This is a genomic window from Desulfovibrio sp. SGI.169 (assembly GCF_050313595.1).
GTDB lineage: Bacteria > Desulfobacterota > Desulfovibrionia > Desulfovibrionales > Desulfovibrionaceae > Desulfovibrio.
The window spans coordinates 175,211-193,757 of the sequence record NZ_JBNPLS010000002.1 but is presented as its reverse complement, the minus strand read 5'-3'; the positions used below and the strand labels follow the sequence as shown (position 1 = coordinate 193,757).

16 protein-coding genes and 1 tRNA gene are annotated in these 18,547 nt (G+C 64.4%); 9 read left to right on the top strand and 8 right to left on the bottom strand.

What is annotated here, in order from left to right:
- Positions 1–170 precede the first annotated feature (170 nt).
- On the bottom strand, positions 171–1,268 hold the full coding sequence (locus tag ACQRA4_RS02385; RefSeq protein WP_427821483.1) for a BMP family ABC transporter substrate-binding protein: 1,098 nt from the start codon (positions 1,266–1,268) through the stop codon (positions 171–173).
- Positions 1,269–1,487: 219 nt separating this feature from the next.
- Between ACQRA4_RS02385 and hydG the strand changes: the two genes are divergently transcribed.
- The gene (hydG, locus tag ACQRA4_RS02380) at positions 1,488–2,879 is read left to right on the top strand and encodes a [FeFe] hydrogenase H-cluster radical SAM maturase HydG (RefSeq protein WP_427821482.1); all 1,392 of its coding nucleotides are present in this window, start codon (positions 1,488–1,490) and stop codon (positions 2,877–2,879) included.
- 188 nt (positions 2,880–3,067) lie between these two features.
- On the opposite strand, the gene ACQRA4_RS02375 is transcribed toward hydG, so the two are convergent.
- From ACQRA4_RS02375 to ACQRA4_RS02365, 3 genes are all read right to left on the bottom strand, one after another.
- Positions 3,068–4,117, bottom strand: coding sequence for a zinc-dependent alcohol dehydrogenase (locus tag ACQRA4_RS02375; RefSeq protein ID WP_427821481.1), 1,050 nt, complete (start codon positions 4,115–4,117; stop codon positions 3,068–3,070).
- Between the two features lie 142 nt (positions 4,118–4,259).
- Positions 4,260–5,450, bottom strand: a complete 1,191-nt coding sequence (locus tag ACQRA4_RS02370) for an aldo/keto reductase (RefSeq protein ID WP_427821480.1) — start codon at positions 5,448–5,450, stop codon at positions 4,260–4,262.
- Positions 5,451–5,486: 36 nt separating this feature from the next.
- Positions 5,487–5,990, bottom strand: a complete 504-nt coding sequence (locus tag ACQRA4_RS02365) for a (R)-mandelonitrile lyase (protein ID WP_427821479.1) — start codon at positions 5,988–5,990, stop codon at positions 5,487–5,489.
- A 296-nt stretch (positions 5,991–6,286) separates the two neighbouring features.
- Here ACQRA4_RS02365 and ACQRA4_RS02360 point away from each other — a divergent pair, with 296 nt between their 5' ends.
- Positions 6,287–9,301: a hypothetical protein gene (locus ACQRA4_RS02360; protein ID WP_427821478.1), complete on the top strand. Its 3,015-nt coding sequence runs from the start codon at positions 6,287–6,289 to the stop codon at positions 9,299–9,301.
- 364 nt (positions 9,302–9,665) lie between these two features.
- On the opposite strand, the gene ftsY is transcribed toward ACQRA4_RS02360, so the two are convergent.
- From ftsY to queF, 4 genes are read right to left on the bottom strand one after another with little or no spacing between them, the layout of a single operon-like run.
- Entirely contained in the window at positions 9,666–11,057 is a 1,392-nt protein-coding gene (gene ftsY / locus ACQRA4_RS02355) for a signal recognition particle-docking protein FtsY (RefSeq protein ID WP_427821477.1), read from the bottom strand.
- A 24-nt stretch (positions 11,058–11,081) separates the two neighbouring features.
- The gene (locus ACQRA4_RS02350) at positions 11,082–12,095 is read right to left on the bottom strand and encodes a hypothetical protein (RefSeq protein ID WP_427821476.1); all 1,014 of its coding nucleotides are present in this window, start codon (positions 12,093–12,095) and stop codon (positions 11,082–11,084) included.
- A 44-nt stretch (positions 12,096–12,139) separates the two neighbouring features.
- Positions 12,140–13,813 carry a murein biosynthesis integral membrane protein MurJ gene (murJ, locus tag ACQRA4_RS02345; protein WP_427821475.1) on the bottom strand — a complete coding sequence of 558 codons (1,674 nt, stop codon included), beginning with the start codon at positions 13,811–13,813 and terminating at the stop codon, positions 12,140–12,142.
- Between the two features lie 29 nt (positions 13,814–13,842).
- Positions 13,843–14,343, bottom strand: coding sequence for a preQ(1) synthase (gene queF, locus ACQRA4_RS02340; protein ID WP_427821474.1), 501 nt, complete (start codon positions 14,341–14,343; stop codon positions 13,843–13,845).
- A gap of 196 nt (positions 14,344–14,539) precedes the next feature.
- On the opposite strand from queF, the gene ACQRA4_RS02335 reads away from it, so the two are divergent.
- The 7 genes from ACQRA4_RS02335 (at position 14,540) to ACQRA4_RS02305 (ending at position 18,522) form a co-directional block, all read left to right on the top strand.
- Positions 14,540–15,355 (top strand): MogA/MoaB family molybdenum cofactor biosynthesis protein, encoded by an 816-nt coding sequence (locus ACQRA4_RS02335; protein ID WP_427821473.1) that lies wholly within the window; start codon positions 14,540–14,542, stop codon positions 15,353–15,355.
- Positions 15,356–15,359: 4 nt separating this feature from the next.
- Positions 15,360–16,223 (top strand): UbiA-like polyprenyltransferase, encoded by an 864-nt coding sequence (locus ACQRA4_RS02330; protein WP_427821472.1) that lies wholly within the window; start codon positions 15,360–15,362, stop codon positions 16,221–16,223.
- 12 nt (positions 16,224–16,235) lie between these two features.
- The gene (gene yjgA, locus ACQRA4_RS02325; RefSeq protein ID WP_427821471.1) at positions 16,236–16,826 is read left to right on the top strand and encodes a ribosome biogenesis factor YjgA; all 591 of its coding nucleotides are present in this window, start codon (positions 16,236–16,238) and stop codon (positions 16,824–16,826) included.
- A gap of 148 nt (positions 16,827–16,974) precedes the next feature.
- Complete coding sequence (locus ACQRA4_RS02320) at positions 16,975–17,217, top strand: hypothetical protein (protein ID WP_427821470.1); 243 nt, start codon at positions 16,975–16,977, stop codon at positions 17,215–17,217.
- Between the two features lie 42 nt (positions 17,218–17,259).
- A tRNA-Thr gene (locus ACQRA4_RS02315) sits at positions 17,260–17,335 on the top strand.
- A gap of 54 nt (positions 17,336–17,389) precedes the next feature.
- Positions 17,390–17,737: a DMT family protein gene (locus tag ACQRA4_RS02310; RefSeq protein WP_427821469.1), complete on the top strand. Its 348-nt coding sequence runs from the start codon at positions 17,390–17,392 to the stop codon at positions 17,735–17,737.
- Between the two features lie 5 nt (positions 17,738–17,742).
- Positions 17,743–18,522 (top strand): sulfite exporter TauE/SafE family protein, encoded by a 780-nt coding sequence (locus ACQRA4_RS02305; RefSeq protein WP_427821468.1) that lies wholly within the window; start codon positions 17,743–17,745, stop codon positions 18,520–18,522.
- Positions 18,523–18,547: the final 25 nt, after the last annotated feature.

Sequence of the window (18,547 nt, the reverse complement as noted above, 5' to 3'; positions counted from 1 at the left end):
AGACCTGGTCGCTCAGGCGCAATCCCTTACAGGATTGATTCAGGAGATGAAAAACTCCTGACGCTCCCAGGGGCTTTCCCGCTGATTGTCAAAGGGCGCGCCCTCTTCCCGAGGGTGCGCCCTGAGTCTGGGACAGCACCCCCAAAATGCCGCACGCGCGAAGCGGCGCGCTAGAGACAATCGCAGAGGGTGCGGGCCCGCAAGGACTTGAGGCGGATGGAGCCGTTCAGCAACTCCGCGCGCAGCTCCCGGAGGCGGCGTTCCAGATCGGGCGGCGCGTTTTTGCCCGCCGCGCTCAGAAAGGGGGCCAGGCTGGCGATGTCAACCCCGCCATTGCGCAGGTCATAGGTGAGGATTGTTTTTCCCTGAAAGTTTCCCCTGGCCGCGGAAGCGACGATTTCATACACGGCCTTGTCCGCCCGCTTGAGGATGGACGTCAGCACGCGGCCGGGCATGATTGCGGCCTGATCCGTATCCAGACCAATTATATAAATGCCGCGCTCCCGCGCTTCCGCCAGAGCGCCGGGGTTGCCCGCGCCGGCGGCCAGGGCCAGAACGTCCGCGCCCTGTTCCAGCAGGCGGCGCGCCTCGCGGCGGGCGGCCTCGGCATCGGTGAAGGAGCCGGCCACGGCGTTGATGACCCGGATTTGCGGGTCCACAAGGCGCGCGCCCTCGCTGAAGCCGTGGAACTGGGAGCGCAGGGCGGGCGTGTCTTCGCCGGAAAGCCAGCCGATGACCCTTGCCGCGTTGACGCCGGGCAGGCTGGTTCGGCTGGTGAGCATGGCCGCCGCCGCCCCGGCCAGATAGGCCGCCTGCTCGTCGGCGAAGGTGACGGACATGATGTTGGGCGCGCGCACGCCGGCGTCAATGCAGCCGAACATGGTTCGGCGGAAGTTGGCGGCATTGTTGCGCAAAACCTCATGCAGCCGGTCAGAGGCCGCCAGCACCAGATCAGACTCGCGCGCGGCCTGGCGGAAAGCCCCCTGCTGATCGCTGCCCGGCGGAAGAACGCGCACGGCGGCCAGAACAGCCAATTCCCGTTCGGCCCGGGCCAGGCCGGCGCGCAGCAGGTCGGTCCAGGGTTGCGCGCCGTCGTGTTCCAGCAGCAGGGTCACGCGCAGCGCGCCGGCGGGCGCGCTTTGGGGGGGATTGCGCTCCGGCGGAGAGGCGGGAGCGCCCGGGGCCGCGATGGCGGCCAGAGGGGCGGCAGCAAGGGCGGCGAGCAGCCACAGCCAGGCGGCAAGAAGGCGGCGGTAGGGGCGGAACATCAGCGTTACTCCTTGGCAATCAGAACAAGCGCGGGCTGTTTGCCGTTTCGCAGTGTAGAGCCATGCCGCGCATCCGGCAAGAGCCTGGTGGGCGCGGCATGCTGTGAAATAAATAACTAGTCTTTTCTCCCGCCTCATGCTATGATTTTTGCGCACATGAGGAAGGCCGGCTATCCGCCGCGCCGTCTTTTTTCATTTCTGCCTGCGAGGATGGTCAGCATGCCCACGGATACATTGCCCCCCTGGTTGGACTGCCAAGCAATCAATACCGCCCTGAGCCGCGAAAACCCGCCGGACGACGCCGAATTGCGGGATATTCTGAACAAATCGCTGGCGCTGGAGGCGCTGAGCGTTCAGGAGGCCGCCGCGCTGATGCTGGTCAGTGACCCTGAGCAGCGCGACCTGCTGATGCGCACGGCGGATCAGGTCAAGCAGAAGGTCTACGGCGACCGTATCGTGCTTTCCGCGCCGTTGCATATCTCCAACCACTGCGGCAGTGAATGCCTGTACTGCGCCAACCGTCGCGACAACACCACTGTGGCGCGCAAGTACATGACCCCGCCGGAAATGCGCGAGGCCGGCCGCAAGCTGATCCGCCAGGGCCACAAACGGATCGTTCTGGTCAGCGGCCAGTTGCCCAATGCGGATGTGGAATATCTGGAAGAAGCCGTTGGCATTCTCTATACCGTTTTTGACGGCATGGGCGAAATCCGCCGGGTCAACGTCAATGTTGGGCCGCTGAAGGCCGACGATTACGCCGTTCTTCAGAGCGCCGGCGTGGGAACCGCGCTGATTTATCAGGACACCTATCACGAGGCCGCCTATCGCGCCGCGCATGTGAGCGGGCCCAAAAGCGACTATCTGGCCCGTCTGAACGCCCCTGACACGGCCTTGCGGGCGGGTGTGGAAGATGTGGGCCTGGGCCTGCTGCTGGGCCTGGGGCCCTGGCGGTATGATCTGCTGGCCGTCATGCTGCACAGCGCGCATCTGGCGCGCGTCTATGACGCGGGCAGCCGCACTGTGAGCATGCACCGGCTGCGCCCCGTGCCCGGCAGCTCTTTTGAGACGCCCTATCCCCTGAGCGATGCCGACTACCTGCGCTGCGTGGCCATCACGCGGCTGGCCGTGCCCTATACCGGCATTGTGCTGACCACCAGAGAGCCCGCCGGTCTCTGGCGTAACGGCTGCAACGCGGGCTGTTCGCAGCTGCTCACGGGCAGCGTCGCCAATCCCTACGAGAGCTGGCACGAGGCCCCTGGCGAAAAGGCGCCCTTCCCCATCGGCGAGGATTGCCATGTGGACGAGGTTGTGCGTTTTCTGCTGGAGGAGGCGCGGCATCTGCCCTCCTTCTGCACGGCCTGTCCGCGCCTGGGGCGCAGCGGCCCGGAATTTCTCTCCATGGTGCAGGAGTGCGGCATGAAGGGCCAGTGCGGGCCCAATTCCATAGCCTCGTTTATGGAATTTCTGCTCAATTACGCCACGCCGTATACCCGGCAGCTGGGGGAAAAGCTGATCGCCGAAAAGCTGGAAGGGCTGCCCGATGTCGAGAGAGGCGCGGCCGAACGCCTGCTGCAAAAGGTCAGGGCCGGTCGCATGGACGAATTTATTTAATTCTTTGCACAATCATTGTTGCCGCCGCTCCGGGCCGCTTTTTCCGGGGCGGCGGCAACGGCCTTCACCAGCACACACGCTGCCGGAACGCATTGCGCCATTCGCCCGAAAACGCGGCGCTCGGCCCCGTTCACGGCCGTTTTCCGCGCCGCGCCGGCTGCTCCGCGCGGCGTGAGCCGCCTGGGGGCTTACGGCTTGATAATGGTCTTCAGAACGCGCCCGGCGGGGGAAATCTGCTCCTCAAAGGCATGCTGAAGCCGTTCCAGAGGCAGAATGCCGGTCACATATTTTTCAACGTCAATGACGCCTCTGGCTATGAGGTCGATGGTTTCCCCAAATTCCTTCCGGGTGCAGGAGACGCTGCCTGTCAGGCGAACTTCATGCAGAACGGCGCGATTCAGCTCAAAGGGAATCGCGGGCGTCAGCGAGTTGCCGATCATCACTATTTCGCCGCCGGGCTTCACGCCGTCCAGGCAGGCGGCAAGCGATTCTCCCGCGCTGACGGCTTCAAAGACGACATCAAATCCGCCCTCGGAGGCCTCCCGCATCCTGGCGGCCCGGTTGGGAGCGTTCCCGTCAAAATAGGCGTCGAAATCGCCGATTTCCCGCGCCCTGCCTGTCTGCCGGTCGTCAATTTTCGACATGGCCAGGAAAGATGCGCCCGCTTTTTTGACCAACCCGCCAACAAGTTGGGCGATAATGCCGCTGCCCGCCACCAGCACTTTGTCGTGCAGCTTCAGACCGGACTGTCTGACGGCATGATAGGCGACCATCAGTGGGTCAATCAGCCCGGCGGCGACATCAGACACTGTATCCGGCAGTCTGTAGGCATTTTTCGCCCTGCCGACAAAATACTCCGCATAGCCGCCGTTGCAGACGAAACCGATGTAGTTCGCGCCATGCACATCCCGGCAGAGATGTTCCTTGCCCGCCCGGCACATGTCGCAGACGCCGCAGTACAGGTTGGCCCAGAAGGTCACGCGCTCGCCGGTCTGAAAATCGCTGTCGCCGGGGTCGACAACCACGCCGCAGAATTCATGCCCCATATGGAAATTTTCAATGGGCTTCGCGCTCCAGCCCCTGCCCGCCTTCCACATATGAACGTCGCTGCCGCACACGCCACAGGCTGAAACCCGTATCTTCAACATGCCCGGAGCCATCTCCGGCACAGGCGTCTCCCTGATTTCAATCCGTTGAGGCCCGACCAGCACTCCGGCCTTCATTGTTTCCCGTTTCATTTCAATCATCCTTCCTCAAAACAGAAAGCGCATTCCTGAATCCTGTTGCGGAACAGAACAGTGAAAAAGCCGCTGCGCCACGAAGATCAGCGGGCCGCCGGCGCCCCTATTCGGCATCCCTTTGGGGCGACAAGGCATGCAGCTAACTTCTCTGAACCTGTCGTTGCTGTTCGGCGGGGTAGCGGTCGCCCACGATTTCCAGCCTGGCGAGCGCCTCCTCAAGCTCTTTCCATTCTTCCGGGCGTACGGCCAGGCTGGCCGCCCTGATGTTTTCCTCCAGATGAGCCAGCTTGGTTGTGCCGGGGATGGGAACAATCCAGTCCTTCCGCAACAGCCAGCCGAGAGCGGCCTGCGCGCCGGTAATGCCCCTGGGACGACCGAAACGATTGAGGACTTCCACAAACATCAGGTTTTTTCCCAGAGCTTCGGGCGTGAACCTGGGCAGGGTATTGCGATTGTCGTTGCCGGAATCGAATCGGGTGTATGCGGTCATGTCCCCGCCGAGGAATCCCCGGTTGAGCGGACTGTAGGGCACAAAACCGATGCCCAGTTCCTCCAGCACGGGAAGCACATCTTTTTCCGGCTCGCGCCACATCAGATGGTATTCGCTCTGGACGGCGGTAACAGGCTGCTCCGCGTGCGCGCGCCGAATGGTTTCCGGCCCCACCTCGCACAGACCGAAGCGTTTCACCTTGCCTTCGCGGATGAGATCCTTGACGGTTCCGGCCACGTCTTCGATGGGCACTTCGGGGTCGAAACGATGCTGGTAGAAAAGTTCGATGGCATCGACTTTCAGCCGCTTCAGCGATTCCTCCGCGACCCTGCGGATATTGTCCGGGCGGCTGTTCAATTTGCCGGTCTGGTAAACGCCATTGACGATGCTGTGGCCGAACTTGGTGGTAATGGCCACCTTGTTCTTGTATGGCGCCAGAGCTTCTCCGGCCAGCTCCTCATTGGTCAGCGGCCCGTATACCTGGGCGGTGTCAAAAAGCGTCACGCCGTGTTCGGCGGCCTGGCGCAGCACCTCGATCATGGTTTTTCTGTCCGGCGAAACGCCGCGGTTATAGTTGGCCCCCATCACGCCAAAACCCAGGGCGGACACCCGCATGCTGAATTTCCCGCCGCCAAGCGTGCGCTTTTGCGTCAGCAGCGGCAGATCCAGAGCGCTTTTCTTTCCGACGCCGCGGGAACTCACGGTCTTTCCCTCCGCGGCTGTCGCCATGCCCGAAAGCCCCCCCAGCAGAACAGGGGCGGCGGCCAACGCCGCGGCGGCCCGCAGGACGCCACGGCGGCTTATGCCCTGGTTTTTCTTTTCTCTTGCGTCGCTCATCATGATTCTCCCGCTGTATGAAAGACTTCGCCGTGTCGTTTATTTTCCGTTGTACTGGCTGTACTGTTCGTCCGTCACCTTTTCCATCCACTCCACCACCTTGCCGGGCTCCTTTTCCTCGCAAATGGAGATATGCGTCATGGAGCTGTTCGGCGCGGCCCCGTGCCAGTGCTTGACGCCCACAGGGCAGACCACCACATCCCCCGGCCGGATTTCCTGGATGGGCTTGCCCCATTCCTGCGTCCGCCCCACGCCGGAGGTGACGATCAACACCTGCCCCACAGGGTGAATATGCCAGTTGGAGCGCGCGCCTGGCTCAAAAGTCACGCTGCCGCCGCTGGAGCGCATGTCGTTGTTGGCCGGGTACAGGGGGTCAATGCGCACAGTGCCGGTAAAAAACTGGGCGGGGCCCCTGATGGCGGCCTGCTCGCCGTTGCGGATAATCGTCTGCGCCCTGTTCGTTTCAGCGGCGCGGGCCTCGGTCGTGAAAAAAGCGGTCGTGGCGGTCAACGCCAGAACCATGCATGCCATTGCGGTTTTCACAGGAAATCCTCCGTTTTGGTTCCAAATGGATGAGGCCATGCTAAACGGTCATATTTTTTTGAACCAGCTATGATTCTCGCATTTTCTTGCCTATTTCTGTCAACGCGCATTGGTCGTCACAGGCCGCCGGTTTTTCGCAAAAGAAGGGAAAGGCAAAGCGAGTCGGTGCGGCAATGGGGCAAAAATGCGCACCACAGCCGTAAGGCGCTGGAAGATTTGACGCCGGACCGTCTACGGGGTAACTCTTATACCAACGCGCTACGCTTGGAGCGTGCGGCGCGGAGAAGGAGCGGAGCGTGGCGGAACGTTGGAGCGAGATATATTTCGACAAGCAGGACAAAGACATCCTGGCCCTGGTCAACCGTATTCTGGAATCCCATTGCGGGGCTTCCGAGGATTGTCTCTTTGATCCCAACCTGCACCCGCACGGCATCAAAGAAATGGTGGCCTCGCCGGTGTCTCGCATGGCGTACGCGGTCATCAACCTGCTGCGCAATCTGGAGGCCGGCGGCACGCAGTCCAGGGATCGCCTGCTGGCTTTGCAGACGCTCTACGACGAAGTGCTCAACAGCGCGCATTCGGCTCTGCGCCGGAACACGGCCCGCGTGCTCATGCAGATCATGAAAGGCATGGTGCGCGCGCACGGCCAGCGTCTGACCCAGCTCAAACTGGCGCACGATTTTCGCCGTGTGGTTCAGGGCACGCCCAGGGTGGTGCGGCGCATGCTGGCCCGCTATCACCTGCCGGAAATGCCTGAAGACTGGAATCAGCTGGCTTTCGACGACCATGTTTACGACGCCAACACCAAGGGCCGCAAAACGCCCACCCATCTGATCATGGATGCCTGGATCAAGGGCCTGCGCAGCCTGACCGTGGCCTACGAATGCTGGGTGGACCCGGAAGCGGCCAGGGAAATTCTGCGCGCCGCGGAAATTACCGGCATCGCCGTGCGCATTGGTCTGGAATTTCAGACGCCGTTTTACGACCGCTTTGCCAGCCTGTTCTGGATTCCGCGCGGTTTCAGCTCCAACGAAGATTTTCTGGAATTTCTGCACAGCCCCAAGCTGGCCTCCATGATGCAGCGGGGACGGGATGTGCTGAACTGGCGACGTGAGCGGGTGCTCCGCGTGCTGGCCGCCTGGAACGAGGCGCAGCGGCCGCAACTGGCCGAAAGCTGGGGCGTGCCCGTGCCGGAGCTCACGGCCGATGCCTTTTTGCGTTTTGTGGGCCGTGGGCAGCCCTCCAACATGCATCTTGCCGAATGCCTGCACAGGCATGTGCTGCCCGCGGCCAAGGCCCGCGCCGCCAAACTGGCCGGGCTGGAAGACGAGGCCGCCCGCGCCGAGCTGGAATGCCTGGAAAATCTTGGCCCGGATTTCATTAACGACAACTGGCTTTCGGCCGAAAAACACCCGGAACTGCCGAACCTGAACCGCCCCGCGCCGCCGGAGGAAATGCCCGCGCTGCTGCGGCTTTCGCCCTATGAACTGGCGCGCGAACTGCAGGAGCTCAATCCCGGCTACCGGCTGGTGCTCGGCGCCGCCGGTCTGAGCGTCGAGGATGTGACCGAGCTGCTCTGGGATTGTCGCGGCGCCGTCACCCATCTGGAAATCTTCAACATGAAGGGCTGGATGGAAGGCAAAATGGCCGAGATCGGGGCCATAGGCGAATTGCAGCGCGCCCTGAATCTGGGGCTGGGGCCGCGCGTCAAGCAGATAGTGCGCCAGATGCTCCGGCGTCTGGCGCAGCGGGGCGACGACGCCCGCGCGGCCAAGTTTCGTGACATTCTGCACAATGTGCCCAAACTGTGGGAACATTATCGGCATACTCCGCTCAAGTCCCGTCTGGGCACCAGCTCGGCCAGTCGCCGCTCTTTCGGCATGGGCCTGGTGCTCAAGGAAACCCTGCCCCGGCGTTCGCTGGCCGAACTGCGGCGCAAGCAGCGGCATACCCGGCCCATTCCCATTTTTTCGCCGGTGGAGGAGCGCCTGACCTTCCGCACGCCGGAAACGCCCTCTTTCTGGCAGCGCCTGGGCGCGCGCCTGCGCATGCTGCCGGGCTGCCGCCATTTGGGCATGGAGCGGCGGCGTGAATGGAAAACCGCCAGCGAAGACTGCCGGATATGCGATAACGGCAATGTGGCCAATCTGGGCGGTCTGAACCTGGTCACAGGCAACAACCTGCTGGGCAAAAGCGGCGTCTGCGGCGAGGTTCGGCCGGGCTTTCCCTACCTGAACAGCGCGGTCAGCAACTGGCTGAAAGTGCTGCTGGGCTTCATTCCGGCCTTTTTCTCCTTTCTGTACACCCAGGACTGGTGGTTCCTGGCCTGGTTCGGCACCTTCATCTGGTTCGGCATCACCGGGGTGCGCAATGTGGTGCAAATGGTTCTGGCGGCCAAGGGCGCCACGCGCGACACGCTCATTCACTGGAAAGAGCAGGTCAGCATCAGCCGCTTGTGCGATTCGCTGATGTACACCGGCATTTCCGTGCTGCTGCTGGAAGTCATGGTGCGCGTCTGGCTGCTGGAGGATGGCCTGGGCGTGACCGTGGACGGCAATCCCACCCTGGTGTTCACGGTGCTGAACATCGTCAACGGTTTCTACATCTTCGCGCATAACGTCTACCGGGGCTTCCCCAAGGAAGCGGCCATCGGCAACATCTTTCGCAGCGCCCTGGCCATTCCCGTGTCGTCATTTTACGATTTCGCGCTCTTTGAGCTGCTGCTGGGGCTGGGCGTGGCCAACCCCGAAGTGTATCTGGTGCCCAGCGCGGCCGTGGTTTCCAAAATGGCCTCGGATACGGTGGCGGCCCTGATCGAAGGCTATGCCGACAGCCAGGTGAATTTGCGCATGCGCCGCTGGGACTACAAAAGCAAGGTAAACAGTCTCTTTGCCTGCTACACGCGGCTGGAACTGCTTTTCCCGCAGGAGGACGCCCTGATCAACCTGGCCCGGCCCGGCGGTCTTGGCGGGCGCGGCGGGGCCAGGGGCCGCGAGCTGGAGCGGGCGTTCATCATCAACGCGCTGGATCTCATGTATTTCTGGTTTTATCAGCCGCGCGCTCAGGAGGCATTTCGGCAAATGGTGCGCGGCATGCCCGAGGCCGACCGCAGCGTGCTGGCCCGCGCCCAGTTGGTGCTCACCCGCGAGCGCGAGGTCAGCCAGATGCTGGTGGATGGCCTGCTGGGGCGCAACTTTTCACGGCCCCTGGCATTTTTTCTGGACAAGCGCAAACAGTATCTGCGGCGTCTGACCCGTCTTTGCCGTCCTGGCCGGATGCGCGAACCGGGGGGAGTTATCAGGACGGATTAGAGCCAGACCCTGTTACTACGCTGTTGGTTAGGGGGCGGTTGTGTTCCGCCACAAGTACCCGTCAAAAACAGCCTTTTTCGCGCTGGCTGCGCCACTGTGTTTTTTACCGGGCATGTGTTTGAGCGCGCTCCCCCAGCTTGCCGTATTCCTGCCGGCACGAAAATGCTTGCTTCAGCGGCGGTCGCCGTCAGCGGAACGTGTTTTGGGCATGTTGCATTTGAAAATCCAGCCAGTATCCCATGTTCCGACCCGCAGGCTTCACGCCCCCAGCAAAGCGTAACGCCGCAAGTGAATCGCGGCTGCTTCGATGGAGGCGTGAAACGCCCTGGGCGTCAGCCCCATATGCCGCAATGTTTCGTCGCCATCAGTTCCCGGCGGCCGGCTCACCCAGCAACGCGCGGGCGTAATCCGCGCCGTTGAAGGGGCGCAGGTCCTCCATTTTTTCGCCCAGCCCCACAAAGGTGATGGGCAGGTGGTGCTGCAGGGCCACGGCGATGGCCACACCGCCCTTGGCCGTGCCGTCCAGTTTGGTCAGAATCAGTTCGTCCACCCCGGCGGCCTCCTTGAACAGCCTGGTCTGGGAAAGGGCGTTCTGCCCGGTGGTGGCGTCCAGCACCAGAATGCTGCGATGCGGCGCGCCGGAATGCTTCTTGCCCAGCACATGCCGAATCTTTGTCAGCTCTTCCATCAGATTGACCTTGGTCTGCAAGCGCCCGGCCGTATCCACAAAAAGCACGTCCACGCCTTCCTTCATCGCCCGGTCCATAGCCTCAAAGGCCACAGAGGCCGGGTCCGAACCCGCGGGACGGGCATGGAACAGGGCGCCCGTCCGCTCGGCCCAGACCTGCAACTGCTCGATGGCCGCCGCGCGGAAGGTGTCCGCCGCCGCGATCATCACCTTTTTGCCCTGCATGCGCGCGCGGTGGGCCAGTTTGGCGATGGTGGTGGTTTTGCCCACGCCGTTGACGCCGATCATCAGCACCACTTCCGGCGGGTTGACGGCCGAAATGCGGCGCGGCGCGCGAAAAATCTCCTCCAGTTCGGCCAGCAGCAGTTCGCGGGCCTGCTCCGCGCGGGTGACTTTTTCGCGCCGGGCGCGTTCTCTGAGGCGTTCCACCAGTTCCAGCGAGGGTTCATAGCCCAGATCGGCCATGATGAAGAGCTCTTCCAGCTCTTCCCAGAAGGCGTCGTCCAGCTCGCCGTGACTGGCGAAAAGCGTGTCCAGGCGGCGCGCAAACTGCTCACGGGTTCGCGAGAGGCCCTCGCTGATCTTCAGGAAAAGGCGGCTGCGCTCGTCCTCCTCATCTTCCAGATCCAGCGCCAGGGCCAGCCGGTATTGCAGCTCGGAACGAAATTCCTCCACATGATGGTATTCCATGCGCTCAAGCCAGGCCCGAAAGTCGTCCACAAAGTTCCGAACCTCATCCCGGGGCGCGTCCAGAGCGCGCAGCAAAAAGGCCAGCCGCCGCCAGAGCAGGTCGCCGGCGCTTTCCACCCCCTCCAGAATAATGCCCAGCCAGACCGAGAGCCTGGGTTCGGCCTCGCGCAGCCGTACGGTCAGCGCCTCTTCCTCTCCGGCAATGCCGGCGGGGGCGCGCGCCGGCCCCGGCGCGGCGGCTTCGGGCGCGCCTTTCGCCAGGTTCGCGGGCGCGGCTCCGGCCTCGTCCTCCCGCGCCGGCACGGCATCGGAAGAAGGCCTGACATCTTCCTGGCGCGACCCGCCGAATATCTTTTTTACGGCTGAAAAAAAGCCCATGACAAACTCCTTGCGCAAAAGCGCCTATTTTTCTCCGCCCAGCGCCGCCAGCACGTCTTCAAGAGCACGCGCGCAAGCTTCCACGGCCAGCGCGGCGGTTTCACACTGCGGATCATTGAGGGCGGCCTGCATATGTCGGGCCGCTTCCTCCAGCCCTACCGCGCCCAGGCAGGGCGCCGCCAGTTCCAGCATACGCCCCAGATGGCAAAGCCCCGCCACCTCTCCGTCCGCGTACAGGCGGCTCAGAAGCTCAGGCGCGTGGGCGAAGCTCTGGCGGAACAGCCCGGCGGTGATCCCCCAGGCGTTGGCGTGTTTGCACTGGAAATTCCGGCCCAGAGACGGATTGACAGGCGAAGCGGCGGGGCGCGCCTCCGCTGCCGGGGCCTCGGCGCCGTCAGTCGCCGGCGCGCTCAGGCCCAGCACTATCCTGTCCGGCGCGGAGTCGTTGTCTCCGGCCAGAGCGGCGTCCGTCTTGCTGGCCAGCAAACGCCGCAGGCGGGCCATATCCCCCCAGTGCCAGAGCAGCAGAAGCAGCGCGCCGGTACAGAACAGCGCCGCCAGAGCGAAGCGCCAGCCCTCGCGCCGGGCCACCATCCCCTGTTCTTCCGCGCTCAGACGCGGAGAAAGATACACTTCCACCGAGCCGATGGTTCGCCCTTCCATTTTGAGCGGATTCATGCCCTGCACGGTATTTTCCGCAATTTCGTCATCCCAGGGCACAGGCTCCCACTGGTAATTGCGACGCTGGCCTTCCAGCATGCCCTGCCGGGTCTGAACCTTGACGGCGTAAATTCTGTCGTCTTCCATGACGGCCATGACTATGGTGCGCGCGGTCAGTTCATCCAGCTCCCAGGCGGGCAGCGAAAGCAGGGCGGCCAGTTGCGAAGCCAGGTGCCCGGCCTCGCTGATCAGCCGGTTTTCCGCATCCCGGCGGCTGCCGTTCAGGTTCCACAGACCGAGCAGCAGAAAAAGCAGAAGCCCCGCCGCCCAGACGGTCAATGCCAGCCAGCGGCGCGTGCCGTGTGTAATGTAAGGCATATGGCGTCATACGCGCAAAAGCCGACGGCCTTGCGCCCTCCTTTTCATTTCATTTCGCGCAGGCGGCCCGTCAGGACGGCCAGGTCTTTATTGCCCAGCGCGGCCAGGCAAAGCAGCCAGGCCGCCAGCCCGGCGGCAACAGCCAGGGCCAGGGCGCTCCACACGCCGCCCCACCAGCCTTCGGGAAACGCCGCCCGCGCGGCCAGCGCCGCCCAGGCGGCCAGCCCGGCCGCCAACGCGGCCAACGCCTGCTGAAACAGCGTTCGCCAGGGCATTGCCCCCGCGTTTTGCCCGCGATCACGCAACGCCCGGCATAAGCCGAACCAAAGCAGGCAGGTCTGGAGCCAGAGGCCCAGGCTCACGGCCAGGGCCGGCCCCATGACCGACCATGCGGTGGGAAGACTATGGCCCAGCACGGCCCCGACCGCAAGTGTGGCCGCCACGGCCCAGCACGCGCTGACCGCCGTGCGGCGCGTCGCGCCCAGCGCGTTGCAGCCTGCCAGCAGGCTGCGATTGAGCGCGAAGGCGGGCAGGCCCGGCAGATAGGCCCAGAGCGCCTGTCCGGCTTCGCGCGCGGCCAGGGCGTCAAAGGCCCCGCGCCGCAGCAGGGCCTCCACCAGCTCCGGCCCCACAGCCCAAAGCCCCGCGGCGGCGGGCAGGCTGAACAGCGCGGTCCAGCGCAGAGCCGCGCGCAACTGGTCGCCGAAAGCCGCAAAATTCCGCTCCACCGCCAGACGGCTCAAGGACGGCAGACTGGCCATGCCCAGGCAGACGCCCACCAGGCCCAGCGGCAATTCCAGCAGGCGCTCGGCGTAATACAGCGCCGCCACATGCCCCCGGCCCAGGCCCGAAGCCATGCACATGGCCGCCAGCATGGCCAGTTGCGGCGCGGCGGCCCCCAGCAGGCCGGCCGGCGCCTGCGCCAGACAGCGCCAGGCAATCCGGCCCGCGCTGCCCCCCCCGGCGTCCACGGCAACGGCCCCGCGCCCATCCGCCGCCGGAGCCGCTTTGGGCAGCAGACGGCGCAGGGCCAGCCATTGCGCCAGCCACTGAACCAGACCGCCGCAACACATGCCCAGAGCCAGCGTCTGCGCGGGCGGCCAGCCACCCAGCGAGGCCGCGACCGTGAAAAGCAGCATGGTCAGATTGAACAGCGCGGGCGACAGGGCGGGCAGCCAGAATACATCCATACTGTTCAGAAAAGCCATGCCCAGAGCGGCCATGCCCGCCGTCAGCAGATACGGCAGGCATATCCGCAGCAATTCCGCCACCCGCGCGCTTTCCGGCCGGGAAAAACCGGGGGCCAGCAGAGACGCCAGCAGGGGAGCGGCCAGCAGCCCCAGCATGGTCAGAACCGTCAGGGTCAAGCCCAGCCGCAGGGCCAGGGCCGAGGCCAGCGGACGCAGCATCCCGCATTGCGCCGCCCAGCCCTCCGCGCCTTTTCCCGACGGGGCGCTGGCGCGGCGCACCAGAGCGGCGGTAAGCGTCATGGACAGCGAGCCCTCCCCCAGCAGGCGACGCAGCACATGGGGCAGGCGCATGGCCGCCACCAGGGCGTCAGCCGCCGCCCCGCCGCCCAGCAGCCATGCCATGCCCATATCCCTGACCAGGCCCAACAGACGCGACAAAAGCGTAAAGCCGCCCAGCAGGGCCGCCGTGCGCAGCATCCGGCCCGGCGCTGTCGCCCGCTCTTTCTGGCGGCTGTCATTCCCCGGCATATTCAGCGCGTTTGTCCGGTCACGACCGCTCAGGGCCGGTGCGGATCAGCTTCCGCCCGCCAGGCCCGCACGGCTTCGCGCACGCGCTGGTTCTGCTCATCGGGCATGTTTTTGAACTCTTCGGCAAAAACATGAATGCGCGTGCCGCCGCGCGGCGCGAACAGGCCCTTGACCCGGCACCAGCAGGGCGCGAGCAGTTCGCGCAGGTCATCCAGCACCGTGTTGGTGATGGTTTCCATAAAGGACTGATGATTGCGGAACGCGAACATATACAGCTTGAAACTCTTGGATTCCACACAAAGCCTGTCGGGCACATATTCCACGCTGAGGGTTCCGAAGTCCGGCTGCCCCGTCACCGGGCAGAGGGAGGTGAATTCGGGAAAGCTGATGCTGATCACATAGGGCCGACCCGGATAACAGTTGGGAAAGGACTCCAGCAGACCGACGCCGGGGCCGCCCTCAAGATTCGGGAGACGGCCCGTGCCGAGAACATGCAGGTTCCGGGTCTCATCCTGACTGCGGGTGGACATGCGCAACTCCTTCAAACATCTGTAGGGCATTTTCACATCCGCCGCGGACGGCGGAGCATTGCAGGCGTGAAAAACGCTCCCGCAAAGCGCCGGAACGACCGACGCCCACCGGACTTGTAACCCATTGCGCTTGCGGCTACAATATTCCTTTCAAGCGCCGTCCAGGAACGGCCGGCCATTTTTCGGAGCGCGCGTCATGCATCTCTGCCTGCGATTGCGGCCCTGCCGGGCCGGAGACTGTCTGCCCCTGCTTCCCGCCGAGCTGCCGGGGGCGGGCATCTGGCCCGCGCACCGCCTTGCGGCCCCCGCGTCGCGCCCCCTGCCCTTCCTGCATGTGGGCAGTTGCCTGCGCGACGCGGCTGGAACGGCCCTGCTCAAAGTCACCGGCCACATCTGGCTGCCCTCGTCCGCCGGCCCCGACGCGCGCGCCCGCGACTGTCCGCTGCTCACGGCGCTGGCGGACATCGCGCCCGATGCGGCCCCGGAGCGGGACGCGCTTTGCCTGACCATTGGCAAGGAAGGCCATTCGCTGGCCTGGGTCACACTTTCGGACAAGGGTTCCCGGGGCCTGCGCGAGGATCTGAGCGGGCCGGCCATCAGAGAGCTGACCGCAGCGCGCCTGCCCCTCTGCCACAGCCAGGGATTTCTGCTGCCGGACGAACCCGCGCCGCTCCGCGCCTTGCTGACGGATCTGGCCCTGCGCCAGGGCTATGACCTGATCTGCACCACCGGCGGCACGGGGCTTTCGCCCCGCGACATAACGCCCCAGGTCACAGCCGCCCTGCTGGACATGCCCCTGCCCGGCCTCAGTCAGGCCATGATGGCCTCAAGTCTGGCCAAAACGCCGCGCGCCGCCGTTTCCCGCGCCGTGGCGGGCGTACTGGGCCAAAGCATCATCATCAATCTGCCGGGCAGCCGCAAGGGCGCGCTGGAGAATCTGGCCGCCGTGCTGCCCGCCCTGCCCCACGCTCTGGACAAGCTGCACGGCGACCCCGCCGATTGTGGAGGATAGCAGCATGCGCACGCCTTTCGGACGATTTGCCGACATCTGTCGGATGATCAAGATCGAGCATTCCATCTTCGCCCTGCCCTATGCCTGGGCCGGGGCCGTTCTGGCCGCCAGGGGCCTGCCGCCCATGCGCAGCCTGATTTTTCTGACCATAGGCATGGTGGCCGCGCGCTCTTTTGCCATGGCCTTCAACCGTCTGGCGGATCTGCCCTTTGACCGCGACAATCCGCGCACCTGCGACCGCCCGCTGGTCACAGGCGCCATCAGCAAGGCGCAGACCTGGGCCTTCTGCGGCGTCATGGCCCTGATTTTCATTCTGGCCTGCGCCTGCCTGAACAGCCTCTGCCTCTGGCTGGCCGTGCCGGCGCTGCTGTTTGCGGGAGCCTACAGCCTGCTCAAGCGCTTCACCGCTCTCTGCCATTTCTGGCTCGGCGCCACGCTGGGCCTGGCCCCCCTGGCGGGCTGGCTCAGCGTGAACCCGACGGGCATGGATCTCTCGCCCGTGACGCTTTTTCTGGCCGTCACCTTCTGGGTCAGCGCCTTTGACATCTATTACGCCTTTCAGGATCTGGATTTCGACCTGGCCTTTGATCTGCATTCCGTCCCCTCAGTCTACGGGCCGGACACCGCCCTGGCCCTGGCGGCCTTCTCGCATGCAATGACCGCCATCTTTCTGCTGCTGACGGGCCTGGCGGCGGGGCTCTCCTGGCCGTGGCACGTCATCTGTCTGGGCATCGCCGCCCTGCTTCTGCTGGAACACCGCCTGATGCGTCCGCAAGACCTGCGCCATGTGAACACCGCCTTTTTCACGCTCAACGGCATTATCTCTCCGGTGGTGCTGGCGGGCGTGATTCTGGGCATTTATCTTTAAGGCGCGACAGACATGCCACGCAAAAAAAGCTGTCAGTGGCGGGAGGACGGAGAGACTGAGCGGGAGGACGCGCCCAGCCGTTCGGCCAAAAAACGCCAAAGCCTGGCGCTTCAGAAACTGGGGGAGGAATTAAGCCGGCTGGCCCCGGCGGAACTGCGCGATCTTGACTTGTCGCCGGAGCTGGCCGAAGCTCTGGCCATGCACGCCCGCATCCGCGACCATGAGGGCCGCCGCCGGCAGATGCAGTATATCGGTCGCCTGATGCGCGAAACCGACGCCGAACCCCTGCGCGCGGCTCTGGCGGCGCGACGGGAGGCCGCGTCAGCCGACACGGCGCGTTTTCACCTGGCGGAACAATGGCGTGAAACCCTGCTGAACGCGCCCGATGCGGATATGGAAAACCGGTTGCGGCACTTTCTGGAGAGCGCGTCCGCCCCGCGCGATGGCCGCAACGCGGCTGACAGCCCCGCTGCTGAAGAATTGCGCCGCCTTGTGCGTGAGGCGCGCGCCGCCAGGGCAAACGGCGTCGCCGCGCCCCACGCCTCCCGCGCGCTGTTCCGGGCTTTGACCCGCGCGCTGGCGGGCCACCCCGGCAACGCCTGACCGGTTCCGACGCCGGGCGGCGCCATCCCCGGCCCGGCTCCGCAGGGCATTTCATGCGCGACATGCTCTGACATGCGGCTGTTCTAAGGCAACATCCCTGCCGCGCTGCCCGCCAGCAGACCGGCCAGCAAGAGGTTGAGGCGCGCCCATGCCGGCGGAACACATTCCGCAACAGGCCGCCCAGCACAGCCCGGAGCAGATTGCAGCTTACGCCCAGCGGCTTTCCCGCGCCGCCGCCGTTCCCGCTTTTTCCCACGCCGCCCAGGGCCATGCGCCAGGCCAGCCAGAAAATATAGAGCGCCCCCGGCCAGACCATCCAGGCCGCGTCTGCGGCAGCGCGCGCCAGGGCAAGCGCCGCGCCGCCTGCAAAAAACTTTCCCGCAAGGCTTGACGGTATGCCCCTGATAGGATAGAAAATCACTTCGTCAATAGCGCCCTTGTAGCTCAGTCGGTAGAGTGCATCCTTGGTAAGGATGAGGTCACCAGTTCAATCCTGGTCAAGGGCTCCAAAAATTTACGCCTATGCTCCCATAGGCGTTTTTTTTCGTTCGGGGCAAAAGGCCATGCAGCTTCCCGTTCCTCTCGTTACCGTGGGCCTGCTCACGCTCTCCAATATTTTCATGACCTTCGCCTGGTACGGCCACCTGCGCCACAAAAGCCTGGCCCTGCCGCTGGTCATTCTTTCGAGCTGGGGCATCGCCTTTTTTGAATACATGCTCCAGGTTCCGGCCAACCGCATCGGGTACGGCCATTTCTCCGCAGCGGAACTGAAGACCATTCAGGAGGTCATCTCTCTGACTGTCTTCATGCTCTTTTCAAGTCTCTGGCTGCATGAACCCCTGCGCTGGAACCACATTCTCGGTTTTGCGCTGATTGTTCTGGCGGCCTGGGTCATTTTCAAGGAGTGGTAGGGGGCATGTTCACACTCAGCCTGAGCGCCGTTCTGATCTGTACCGGCGCGGCCCTGCTGGGCGGCTTTATCGACGCCATCGCCGGAGGCGGCGGGCTGATTACCATGCCCGCCCTGCTGCTGACCGGCGTGCCGCCGCATCTGGCCCTGGGCACCAACAAGATCAGCGCCTGCGTGGGCACCGCCGTGGCCCTGGGTAACTTCGCCCGCAGCCATCTGGTGCTCTGGCGTCTGGCCCTGGCCGGTCTGGGCTTTTCCCTGCTGGGGGCTTACGCGGGTTCCATTCTGGCGCTGTATGTGGAAGGGGAAACTCTGGGCAAGATTCTGGTGGGGCTGCTGCCTGTGGGCATGTGCGCCACCCTGTTGCCCCAAAAGGAGCGGGAATGCGCGCCGCGCCCCCTGGACGGCGCGCGCTTCTGGGCGCTGGCGCCTCTGGTCTGCCTGCTGATCGGCGTATATGACGGTTTTTTCGGGCCAGGCACAGGCAGCTTTCTGATTCTGGCTTTCCACTGGATACTGCGTGCGGGGCTTATCGAGGCATCGGCCACATCCAAGGCGCTCAACCTGGCCTCCAACTTTGGCGCGGTGGTGGCCTTCGTCTGGCACGGCAAGGTGCTCTGGCCCCTGGCCCTGGTCATGACCGCCGGTTCCGTGACGGGCAACTGGCTGGGCAGCCGCACGGCCATCAGGGTGGGCGCCAGGGCCGTACGCCGCTTTCTGACCATCTCCCTTTCCCTGCTGCTGCTCACCCTGATCTGGGAATACTTTCTGGCCCCGGCCCATTGAGCTTTCCTGTCGCCCGGCCAGCGAA